Source organism: Rhodopseudomonas sp. AAP120 (genome assembly GCF_001295845.1).
Classification (GTDB): Bacteria; Pseudomonadota; Alphaproteobacteria; order Rhizobiales; family Xanthobacteraceae; genus Rhodopseudomonas.
Map to the genome: position 1 here is coordinate 1 of NZ_LJIC01000157.1, position 11,584 is coordinate 11,584.

Here is an 11,584-nt window from a genome sequence, read left to right on the forward strand (position 1 = left end):
CCGGGCCGCGGCGCCCGCCGCACACCAGCCGCCGCCTCGCCCCGCCCCGTCGCCGCGGCACGACGACGCCGGCCACGCCCTGCAGTCCTGACGAACGCCGCCGCGGCTATTTGCTGATCAGCTCGCGGATCCGCGCCGCCAGCGTATCGACCGCAAACGGCTTGGTCAGCACCGCCATGCCGGGCTCGAGCTGGCCATTGTTGAGCAGCGCGTTCTCGGCGAAGCCGGTGATGAACAACACGTTGAGGCCCGGCCGTGTCTCGCGCGCGGCGTCGGCCAGTTGCCGGCCGTTCATGCCGCCCGGCAGCCCGACATCGGTGACCAGAAGATCGATGCGCGCGTCGGATTGCAGCAGCTTCAGCCCGGCGACGCTGTCGGCGGCTTCGAGCGCGGTGTAGCCGAGATCGCCCAGCACATCGGCGACCAGCATCCGCACCGTCGGCTCGTCGTCGACGATCAGCACGGTCTCGCCGGCCTCGGCGAACGAGATCACGCTGGAATCCGGACTGCGTTCGTCGTCCTCCGCCTCGCCGCGGTAACGCGGCAGATAGATGCACACCATCGTGCCCTGGCCGACCTCGGAATAGATCCGCACCTGGCCGCCGGACTGCTGCGCGAAGCCGTAGATCATCGACAGGCCGAGCCCGGTCCCCTTGCCGATCGGCTTGGTGGTGAAGAACGGATCGAACGCCTTGGCGATGACGTCGCGCGTCATGCCGGTGCCGGTGTCGGAGACGCACAGCGACACGTATTGCCCGGTCGGAATGTCGTAGATCTTCGACTGCGCCCGATCGATCCAGCGGTTGCCGGTCTCGATCGTGATCTTGCCGCCGTCCGGCATCGCGTCGCGGGCGTTGATGCACAGATTGAGCAGCGCGCTTTCGAGCTGCGGCACGTCCACCAGCACGGCCCACAGCCCGGTGGCGCCGACGTGCTGGACCTCGATCCCCGGCCCGACCGTGCGCTGGACCAGGTCGAGCATGCCGCTGACCAGCTTGTTGACGTTGGCCGCCGTCGGCGTCAGCGTCTGCCGGCGAGCGAAGGCCAGCAGACGGTGCGTCAGCGACGCCGCGCGCTTCACCGCGCCCTGCGCCGCGACCAGGTATTTGTCGACGTCCTTGATCCGGCCCTGGCTGATCCGGGTCGCCATCAGCTCGAGGCTGCCGGAGATGCCGGCGAGCAGATTGTTGAAGTCGTGCGCCAGCCCGCCGGTGAGCTGGCCGACCGCTTCCATCTTCTGCGACTGCCGCAGCTGCTCCTCGGAGCGCATCAGTTCGGCGCGGCTCTCGGCGACCCGCTGCTCGAGCGTCTCGTTCAGCGCCCGCAGCTCGGCGATGGCGCGATCGCGCTCCTCGACCAGCGCGCGGCGATCGTTGACGTCGATCAGTACGCCGGGAAAGCTCAGCGGCGTGCCGTCGGGGCCGAGATCGACACGGCCGTTGGCTTCGAGCCAGTAGTATTTGCCGTCGGCCCGACGCACCCGGTACTGGTGCGCATAAGGGCCGCCCCGCCGGATCGCTTCGTTGATCGCCGCGGCAAGCCCGGCCTGATCGTCCGGATGCACGGTCTCGACGACCTGTGCGAGACTGAGGCCATCGCGGCCCTTGGCCGGATCGAGACCGAAGGAGCGCGCGAACGCCTCGTCGACGGTGAAGCGGTCGCTCGGCAGGTCCCACAGCCAGGTGCCGATGATTGCGCCGGCGGCGAGCGCGAGCTGCACGCGCTGCACGTTCTCGCGCGCGATGGTCTCGCTCTGGCGCAGCGCCGCCTCGGCCTGCTTGCGCGCGGTGATGTCGCGAAACAGCACCGAGACCTGCCGCAGCTCCGGCGGCTCGATCCGCGTCGCCGAGACTTCGATGATGCGGTTGACCGCGATGAACTCGCGCTCGAAATGGATCGGCTGCCCGGTGAGCAGCACGCTGCGATACAGCTCCGCCCAGCCGTCGGCCTCGTCCGGCACCAGATCCCGTAACGTGCGGCCGACGATATCAGGAATTCCGGTCTGCTTCTCGTAGCCTGCATTGGCTTCGATATGCACGTAGTCACTCAGCGGACCGTGCGGTCCGTCGAAGAATTCGATGATGCAGAAGCCGTCGTCGAGCGCCTCGAACAGCGCACGATAGCGCGCCTCGCTGCGGCCGACCGCATCGTTCGCGGCGTTCTGGTCGCGCAACGCCTGCTGCAGCTTGGCGTTCGCTTCTTCGAGCGCCTTGCTGGCGCGCATCGCCTCGGTGTTCTCGAGGCAGCCGCCGAGAAAGCCTGCGACGGCACCGTCGTCGAGCCGGACCGGTGTGTAGAAATAGGTGAACCAGGTCTCTTCCTCGTAGCCCTTGCGCTGCATCCGCAGCTGCAGATTCTGCTGAGACAGCCCTTCCCCCCCGTAGGCGCGCGTCACCAGCGGCTCGAGGTCCGGCCAGATCTCCGGCCAGACGTCGCGAAAGCTGCGACCGAGCGCATCGGGATGCCGGGCAGCCAGCAGTTCGATATAGGCGTCGTTGTAGAGCAGCGTCTGGTGCGGCCCCCACACCAGGAAGCACGGAATCGTCGCCGCCAGCATCGTCGCCGCAGACACCTGCAGCGGCGGCGGCCAGCGATCGGTCGGCCCGAGCGGGGTGGCGGACCAGTCGTAGGAGTGCACGGCGGTGTGCATCCCGACCGGACCCGACAAGCCAAAATGAGTTTCAGCCACGGTCGGCGTCTGACGTTATGAGTTCAGGGAGAAGCGCTGATCATCGATACTCAGGCGCGACGGACAGATTGCCGACCTGGAACTTGTCCGAGCGCACCAGCCCCATAACGTTCGGCGCGCCGTTTCGTTGCATCTGCCATCAAAAAGAGTTGGTTGTCAAAACGTCGGCCTGCGCCCCGCCCGCGCGGCGGGCGCCGCGCTGCGGAGACGACGTTGCCGATCGGCCGTCAATGAATCGCAGCGTACATAATTTTCTCCTCGGTCGCGTCCAGGCAGGAGAACTCCTCGACCACCTTGCCCTGCCGGCTGACCAGGATGCGATCGGACAGCGCCAGGATCTCGGGTAGATAGGACGAGATCACCACCACCGCCCTGCCCTCGTCGGCAAGCCGGTTGATCAGTTCGTGGATCTCGACAATGGCGCCGACGTCGACGCCGCGGGTCGGCTCGTCGAAGATCACCACACTCGGATCCTGCGCGAGTGATTTGGCGATCACAACCTTCTGCTGATTGCCGCCGGACAATTCCACGACTTTGGCCTTGGGGCTGATCGCCCGGACGTTGAGCCGCTTGATCCAGCTCTCGCCGCTCGCCTGCGCCTCGCGCCGCGACAGCAGGAAGCGGCCACGCGGAAATTTGGCGAGCAGACCGAGATAGACGTTGCGGGCGATCGACATCGTCTCGAAGAAGCCTTCGACCTTGCGGTCCTCGGTGATGTAGGCGATGCCGTCTTTCACCGCCGGCGCCGGCACGCGGTAGCGCACCGGCTCGCCGCGCAGCAGGATCTCGCCGCCGTGGAAGAAGTCGCGCTTCAGCACGCCGGCGGCGATCTTGAACGTTTCGGTGCGCCCTGCCCCGACCAGGCCGAACACGCCGGTGATCTGGCCGGCGAACACCGACAGCGAGTTGTTCTTCACCATCGGCGCCAGCTTGAGGTTCTGGATCGTCAGCATCCGCTCGCCGGCCGGGCGCACGGTGGTCTTGCGCTTGCCGTAGAGCGTGTTCGACAGATCGCGGCCGACCATCGCCTGGACGATGCGGTCGCGGTCGAAATTACGGGCGTCGTCGGTGACGACGTGCTTGGAGTCGCGCAGCACCGTGATGCGGTCGGCCAGCAGCAGCGCTTCTTCCAGCGCGTGCGAGATGAACACGATCGACACGCCGCGCTTCTTCAAGTCGCGCACCAGATCGAAGAAGTACTTCTTCTCCTCCGGCGTCAGCGTCGCGGTCGGCTCGTCGAAGATGATCACCTTGGCCTGGTGCAGCACCGCCCGGGCGATCTCCACCATCTGCTTCTGCGCGGCGCCGAGCATGCCGACGGTCGCGGTCGGCGTCACGTCGAAATTCAGCGACTGCAGGAATTGCTGGGCCGCGATGTAGATGCCGCGCAGCCGGTTGTAGAACTTCTCCTGGCCGAGAAACAGGTTCTGCGCCACCGTCATGGTCGGCACCAGGCTGTTCTCCTGGAACACCATGCCGATGCCGAGATGGCGCGCTTCGAGCGGCGTCTTCGGTGCGACTTCCTTGCCGTCGACCAGCATGGTGCCCGACGTCAGCGTCACCACGCCGGCCATCGCCTTGGTCAGCGTCGACTTGCCGGCGCCGTTCTCGCCGACCAGCGCGTGGATCTCGCCGCGGCGGAGTTGAAAGTCGACGCCGTCGATCGCCGGCACGCCGGAATACAGCTTGGTGGCCTTGCGGAATTCGAGCACGTTGTCCGTCATGCGCCGGCCTCGCCCTGGATGTCGGAGAGCTTCACTCGCAGCAGCCGGCCCGGCCCTTTGGCCAGCACGTACAGGCTGTCCGCGACCTGCACGGCGGCGACGACGCCGTGATTGGTGCCGTCGACGCGGCTGTGCAGCGAATACAGCGGCGCGTAGTCGGCGCCGAGGCGGACCACCAGGCCATAGGAGCGCGGCGGCGCCCACGGCTTGATGATGCCCATGGTCTTGAGATGCGCGCCCTGCATCGGCTCGCGGAACGAGTGCCCCGCCGTCAGCCGCGGCACGATCCAGAACTGCGGATCGATCTCCGCCATCATCCGGCGGCGATACGCCGCCTCGCGCAGCACGAATTCGATCAGCTGGGTGCGCGCCGTGAACGCCGTCATCCAGAAGCCGCCGCCGGGCGCCGGCGTCAGCCGCGACGGATACACCGGCAGATGATCGAACACCGGCTTGATGTCGCCCTTGCCGCCGACGGCGATCAGCCGATGCCTCCAACTCTCGCTGACCAGCGTGGTGTCGCCCGACGCCGCCGCACCGAAGGCGTAGCGCAGGCCCGAGGCGACGACCTCGACCTTGCGCGACGCCGGATCGATCGACAGCAGCCGGCCGCTGCGGCCGCGGCTGAGCAGATCGCGGCCCCACTCCGCATACGGCAACTCGGTCGACCCGTCGGTGGCGAGGATCGTGCCGCCTCGCCCCGGCGCCAGCGCATTGACGGCTTTCATGTCGGCGCCGGTGATAACAATCTCGCTGCCGCCGATAGGCGCGAACACCCGCACCTCGCGACCGGCCAGCGCCACCGCGAGTTGGCCACCCGGCAACACGCATAGCGCCGTGAGCGGCTGATCGAACTGCCGCACCGGCACCAACGATGCACCGTCCATCCGCAGCACGGCGTTGCCGTCCGCCACGTACAACGCGCTGCCATCCGTCGCGAGATCTTCAGCCGTCGGCAGCGTCGCCACGATCTCGGCGTGTTCGAGCGCCTGGTTGGGCTTCAGCGCCCCGTCGAACGGCGGCACCGTGATGGCGCCCTCGCCGCGGCCGAGGAAGCGATGCGCGAAGTCGCGAAGCGCCGGGATCATGACCGTTTCCCCCATCGCTTGTCGTACTGCACGAAGTTCGGATCAGCGCCGTCGAGCTTGTAGCGGCCGATGCGGTTGTTGGCGATGCCGCCGAGATACAGGTAGCCGCGGTGCTCGCGCATCGAGGTGATCATCGGGTGATTGACGCCGCCGAGGTCCCAGAAAGATTCGAGGATCTGACCCTGCTCGTTGAATTTCACCACGCAGCCGGTGTTGATGTTCGGGAACAGCCACTCGTCGACCGGCAACCGCTTGCCCATGCGGCGGCGGAAGTCCGGCATCCGCCAGGCGAGATCGAGCGCCGGCGAGCGCATGCCGACCAGCGCCAGCCAGTAGTTGCCATCGGAGGCGAGATTGATGTTGTCCGGATAGCCCGGCAGATTGTCCATCACCACCTCGACGGTGCCGGACTTCGGCCCGTCGAACCAATAGCGCTTGATCGAGCAGCCGAAGGTCTCGGCGAACAGGATCGACTGACCGTCGCTGGCAATCGCGATGCCGTTAGGGAATTTCAGCCCGCGCAGCACCGTGCGGGTGGTGTTGGTGTTCGGGTCGTAGCAGATGATGCGACCGTTGCCGCGCGCTTCGAGGCCGTCGACCGGCCATTCGTCCATCTCGTAGCGCACGGTGGCTTCCGAGAAGAAGATGCGGCCGTCGTCGGCGATGTCGAGATCGTCGGCGAGCCGCAGCCGGCTGTCGTCGTTGACCGACCACAGGCTGCGGTTGGTCTCGTCGGTCGCCTTCTCCACCTTGCCGTCCGGCGCGATGCGATACAGCCCCATGCCGCCGATGCAGCAATACAGGTTGTCGTTACGGTCGAACGCCATGCCGAGTGGCTGGCCGCCGATATGCGCGAACACTTCCATGCGCGAGTAGTCCGGCGCGTAGAACTTCATGATGTCGCCGTGCCGCGACCCCGCATAGAGATTGTCGTGGCGGTCGAGGATGACGTCCTCGGGCGCCTCGATCTTGCCGAGGCCGATCAGCGACACGTCGCGCAGCTTGTCGTTCTGCTCGAACGGCCCGCCCTGGCCGATCTCGGTCGGCGGCGGCGGCGGCAGATAGTGATAGGCCGGCGCGACATAGACCTTGCTGATGATGCGGTTGCGGTTCTTCAGCCAGCGGATGTCGATCATCGCGGCGACCAAGAGGATCGACGCCAGCACCATGCGGTTGTAGCCACCGCGCACCGACAGCGTGGTCAGGCCGTTGGTGATCAAGAGCACGATCAGCGTGCCGGCCAGCGCCTTGGCGACCGAGCCCTTGCCGCCGCCGAGCGTGATGCCGCCGAGCACGGTGGCGGTCAGCACCGTGACTTCGAGGCCGATGCCGACGTCGCCGCCGACGGTGCCGAGCCTTGCGGCGAAGAACAGCGCACCGATCGCGGTGAGCGCGCCGCTGGCGACGTAGCACAGCGCGATGGTGCGGCGGACCGGAATGCCCGAATTATACGCCGAGCGGCGCGAGCCGCCGATCGCGGTGATATGCCAGCCCGGCCGCAACCGCGTCAGGAAGATATGACCGAAGATCGCCACCAAGATGTACAGCAGCGCCACACTCGGAATGCCGAACACATCGCCGCCGCCGAGGAAGTCCCACAGCGGAAAGTCCGGCATCGACGAGGCGATCTTGACCGAGTTTCCGACTAGCAAGAGATCGTAGGCGGAGCGGAAGATGATCAGCGTGATCAGCGTAGTGATGAAGGCGCGCAGCCGCAGATAGCCGATCAGGATGCCGTTGATGCTGCCGAGCAGCGCGCCGCAGGCGATGGTGGCGACGATCACCGCCGGCACCGGCCAGTTCAGCACGTTGAGGCAGTACAGCGCGCAGAAATCGCACAGCGCGAACATCGAGCCCACCGACAGGTCGATGCCGCCGACGATCACGACGAGCGCAATGCCGAGCACGACGAAGCCGATCTCGCCGGCCTGCCGCGCGGTGTCGCTGAGCGAGCCCGGCGACAGGAAGCCCGGAATGGCGCGGCTGAGCGCGATCGCCACCACGATCAGCACGATCATCGGAATCGCGGTTTCGGTCCAGCGCTTGGACAGGATTTCGCCGAGCAGATGATCCGGCCAATAGCGCGACTTGAATTTGACGAGAGCTTCTTGCATGGGGCCCGCTGGACTGGAGGGTCGCCGATGGGCAGGCGCGCGCCCGCAGCAGCCGCCCGCGCAATGCGGGCGGCGCCGGGACCGGAGCGCGCGTGCGTTACTTCTTCAGGTCGCTGAGATTCCAGCAGGCCGTATCGGAGCTGGCGTTCTCTTTGGTGATCGGGATCAGCGTGGTGTAGATCGAGCCCTTGACGTCGCCCGGCTTGACGCCGGAGGACAGCAGCCACTTGATCATCGCCGCCATGTCGGCGGCCTGGATCGGCACGTCGTAGCTGAGGTTGAGATCGAACGCGCCCGACTTCACCAGCTCGCAGGCGCCCTTGCGTTCGCCGCCGCCCGAGGTGGCGACGAACACCTTGCCGGTGAGCCCCGCCTCCTTCACCGCCGCGGCGGTGCCGATGTCCATGCCGTCCCAGAAGCCGACGATGCCGCACAGATCCGGGTTCTGCTTGAGCACGGTCTGGGTGATCGCCTTGGCCTTGGCGGCGTCCCAATCGGCCGCCTGCGACGACACCACCTTGATCTCCGGATGCTTGGCCAGCACGTTCTCGACGCCTTTCAGCGTATACGCCGAAGTCGCCGCCGACAGCGCCCCCTGCACCACCGCGACCTTGCCGGACTTGCCCTCGCAGGCCTTCACCACCGCCTCGGTGGCGCGCTCGCCGACCTCGATCCAGTTGGCGCCGACGAAGGCCGAGCTGCGATACACCGAGCCCATGTTGATCTGGATGATGAAGATGCCTTCCTTCTCGGCGCGCTGCAGCAGCTTGGCGTAGGTCTGCACGTCGGGATTGTGCACGATGATCGCCGCCGGCTTCTCCGAGATCAGCGTGGTCAGCGCCTGCGCGCCGGCGCTGGTGCTCCAGTTCGGATCGCGCACGATCACCTTCATGCCGAACGGCTCGAGCTCGCGCTTGACGCCGGCGAACCAGCCTTCGGTGAGGTCGAAGTTCATCGCCACCGGAATGTAGGCGACGGTCTTGCCGGCCAGCGCCGCCTTGAACGGCCCCTGGAACGGCTCGTCGAGCCCCTGCTGCGCGCGCGCCGGCAGCGCCAACGCCGCCACCGCCGTCGCGGCCACGATCAGCCGCAAGGCCGTGCGCTTCAGTTGAACCGACATGGTCATCTCCTTGGTCCTCGGTGTTCGCCCGGCGTTGCTCGCCGTGGCTTTTTGGATTCGTCAGATGTCGCCCTGCTGGGCGGTCTCCTCGTTGCGCGGATTGAGGAAGGAGTCGGCGATCACCGCGATCAGCAGCACGACGCCCTTCACCAGATTCTGCCCCGAATAGGAGACGTCCATGATCGTCATGCCGTTGAGCATGGTGCCGATCAGCAGCGTGCCGATCACCACGTTGAGAACGCCGCCGCGGCCGCCCGACAGGCCGATGCCGCCGAGCACCACGACGAGGATGACGTCGTAGATCATCGTCGAGTTGAAGATGCGGGTCGGCATGCTGTTGACCGACGACGCCATCACCAGACCCGCGAAACAGCCGATCAGCGCCGCCAACACGTATTGCAGCACGATGATCGGCCGCGTCGGAATGCCGGTGACGCGCGCGGTGTTGGGATTGTCGCCGACCGCGTAGATGTAGGCGCCCGGCCGCGTACTGCGCAGCAGGAACGAGACGGCGAGACACGCCAGCCCGAACACGATGATCGGCAGCGGCACACCGAGCAACTGTCCCTGCCCGAGCCACTCGAAGCCCTGCATGCCGGGGCTCCATTGCACGACGTCGAGCTTGAACAGCGCCGCCTGGCCGAAGCCGGCGAGAAACAGCCCGCTCGCCAGCGTGGTGAACAGCGCCGGCACTTCGGCATAGGCGATCAGCCAGCCGTTGAACACGCCGAACGCAAGCGACAACAGCAGCGCCATCGACAATGCGAACGGCAGCGAGCTGCCGTCCTGCACCATCTGCAGCACGAGGCCCGGCGGCACCGCGAGCACGGCGATCAGCGAGATGTCGATGCCGCGCCCGATCACCACGATCGCCATCGCGAGGCCGAGAATGCCGAGAACGGACACGTTCTGCAGCAGCGTCAGCATATTCGCGGTGGTGAAGAATCCCGGCAGAAACAGAACGAAAGCGACAAACATGACGGCAAAAATGCCGAGCACGATGCCCTGCTGACTAACCCGAGTGAGCGCCATCCCAAGCCTTGCGTCTTTTTAGTTAAGTCATCCTCCCCCGTCTTTTTACTAATTGCAAGACGAAATGCCGCACACTAACAGCCCACGCGTTTGTGCGCTGCACTGACAACCTTTCGCCGATGCGAACTAATTGTCACGCGATGATTTCGGCGGCGGCAATCGGAGGTTGGCGGTGAGCGCCCGTCATTGCGAGGAGCGAAGCGACGAAGCAATCCAGCTCAGTGTACGGCGCTCTGGATTGCTTCGCTTCGCTCGCAATGACGGAGAAGCGGAGGCCTCTCAAACACTGATACTTGCACAGACGACCGTCATGGCCGGGCTCGTCCCGGCCATCCACGCCTTTTCTGCGTTACCGGTAGCAAGGCGTGGATGCCCGGCACAAGGCCGGGCATGACGAGGAAAGGCATAACTGACAAAACAGGCCGACAAATCGACGGCAAGCCGACGAGGCAGCAGCGCCTAACTACACCGTCGGCAGAATCGAAAACCGCTCGCCCGCGTGCCGCTGATCTAGCAGCTCTGCCCCGGCCTCTTCCACCACCACCGCGTCGACACGCGAGGCGGAGGGGCCGCGGTGGCAGGCTTTGATCATATCGGCCACAACGCCCTTGTCGCCGGCCAGCAGCGCTTCGACGCTGCCGTCGCGGCGGTTGCGGACCCAGCCTTCGAGGCCGCTCGCCTGCGCCGTCGTCGCCACCCAGGCGCGATAGCCAACGCCCTGGACGCGGCCGCGGATCATGACGTGGCGGACGACCGTGCTCATTCGCGCGCGAGCCCGAGAAACTGCGCTTCGCGCTCTTCGACCAGGTCCGAACGCGTGACGCGATTCATCAGCTCGGCGGTCGCAAGCCCGGTGAGCTGCTTCGGCGCCGCGCCGGCGCGAATGGCGGACAGCGTCTTGTGCACCGCCTCGGTCGCCGCCGCGATCGGCGCGTGGCCCTGCACGGCGATGCGCACGCGCTGCTCGGCGAGATAGTCCCAGTCGGCGAGTTCGGGCGGCGGACTGCCGAGCACGATCGGCAGCGTCGTCGCCGCGCTGATCGCGCCGAGCTGATCGCGCGTCTTCACGCCGGTGAAGAACAGCGCGTCGACGCCGGCGGCCTCATAGGCGACTGCGCGCGCGATCGCATCGTCGAGCGAGCTGATCGCGCAGGCGCCGATGCGGCCGACGATGACCAGCGACGGATCGAGCCGCGCGTCGAGCGCCGCCTTGATCTTGCCGAGCCCCTCGTCGCGCGAGATCAGCTGCGGCTTGGCCTCGCCATAGGCCTGCGGCAGCAGCGTGTCTTCGATGGTGAGACCGGCGGCGCCGGCGGCCTCGAGCTCCTGCACGGTGCGGCGGACGTTGAGCGCGTTGCCGTAGCCGTGATCGGCATCGACCAGCACCGGCAGCGCCGCCGCCCGCGCCATCCGGCGCATCTGTTCAGAAAGTTCGGTGAGCGTGATCAGCGCGCTATCAGGATCGCCGAGGATCGCCAGCGAGGCGACCGAGCCGCCGAACATCCCCAGCGCAAAGCCGAGATCGTCGGCGATCCGGATCGAGATCGCGTCATAGACCGACGCGGGACGCACGCAGGCCGATCCTTGAAGGATCGCCCGCAACGCGCCGCGGCGGTCGCGCCAGGCCATGCCGCTTACGCGAATTCCATGATCACCGCGTCGACCGCCAGCGTGGCGCCGGCGGCGGCGTGGATCTTCTTGATCTGGCCGTCGCGCTCGGCGCGCAGCACGTTCTGCATCTTCATGGCCTCGACCACGGCGAGCGTCTCGCCGGCCTTGACCTCCTGGCCTTCGGTGACGGCGATCGACACCACGAG

Annotated in this window: 9 protein-coding genes; all 9 read right to left on the bottom strand. The window is 66.7% G+C overall.

The features are described from left to right. Positions 1-106: 106 nt before the first annotated feature. Positions 107-2,650 carry a PAS domain-containing hybrid sensor histidine kinase/response regulator gene (locus tag IP86_RS22390; protein ID WP_082364205.1) on the bottom strand — a complete coding sequence of 848 codons (2,544 nt, stop codon included), beginning with the start codon at positions 2,648-2,650 and terminating at the stop codon, positions 107-109. 266 nt (positions 2,651-2,916) lie between these two features. Continuing rightward, positions 2,917-4,413, bottom strand: coding sequence for a sugar ABC transporter ATP-binding protein (locus IP86_RS22395; protein WP_054164645.1), 1,497 nt, complete (start codon positions 4,411-4,413; stop codon positions 2,917-2,919). After that, positions 4,410-5,501, bottom strand: coding sequence for a hypothetical protein (locus tag IP86_RS22400; RefSeq protein WP_054164646.1), 1,092 nt, complete (start codon positions 5,499-5,501; stop codon positions 4,410-4,412). The genes IP86_RS22395 and IP86_RS22400 overlap by 4 nt, the downstream gene beginning before the upstream one ends. Continuing rightward, positions 5,498-7,615: an ABC transporter permease gene (locus IP86_RS22405; RefSeq protein WP_054164647.1), complete on the bottom strand. Its 2,118-nt coding sequence runs from the start codon at positions 7,613-7,615 to the stop codon at positions 5,498-5,500. The genes IP86_RS22400 and IP86_RS22405 overlap by 4 nt, the downstream gene beginning before the upstream one ends. Before the next feature lie 97 nt (positions 7,616-7,712). Further along, positions 7,713-8,735 (bottom strand): sugar ABC transporter substrate-binding protein, encoded by a 1,023-nt coding sequence (locus IP86_RS22410; protein ID WP_054164652.1) that lies wholly within the window; start codon positions 8,733-8,735, stop codon positions 7,713-7,715. A 60-nt stretch (positions 8,736-8,795) separates the two neighbouring features. After that, positions 8,796-9,767: an ABC transporter permease gene (locus tag IP86_RS22415; RefSeq protein WP_054164648.1), complete on the bottom strand. Its 972-nt coding sequence runs from the start codon at positions 9,765-9,767 to the stop codon at positions 8,796-8,798. A 463-nt stretch (positions 9,768-10,230) separates the two neighbouring features. After that, positions 10,231-10,530, bottom strand: coding sequence for an acylphosphatase (locus IP86_RS22420; RefSeq protein ID WP_054164649.1), 300 nt, complete (start codon positions 10,528-10,530; stop codon positions 10,231-10,233). Beyond that, a complete protein-coding gene (locus tag IP86_RS22425; RefSeq protein WP_054164650.1) occupies positions 10,527-11,396 on the bottom strand; it encodes an isocitrate lyase/PEP mutase family protein in 870 nt (289 codons plus the stop codon). Before IP86_RS22425 ends, IP86_RS22420 begins: the two co-directional genes overlap by 4 nt. A gap of 5 nt (positions 11,397-11,401) precedes the next feature. Next, positions 11,402-11,584, bottom strand: a 183-nt coding sequence (locus IP86_RS22430; protein WP_054163214.1) for an acyl-CoA carboxylase biotin carboxyl carrier protein subunit, incomplete at its 5' end; no start/stop codon positions are given.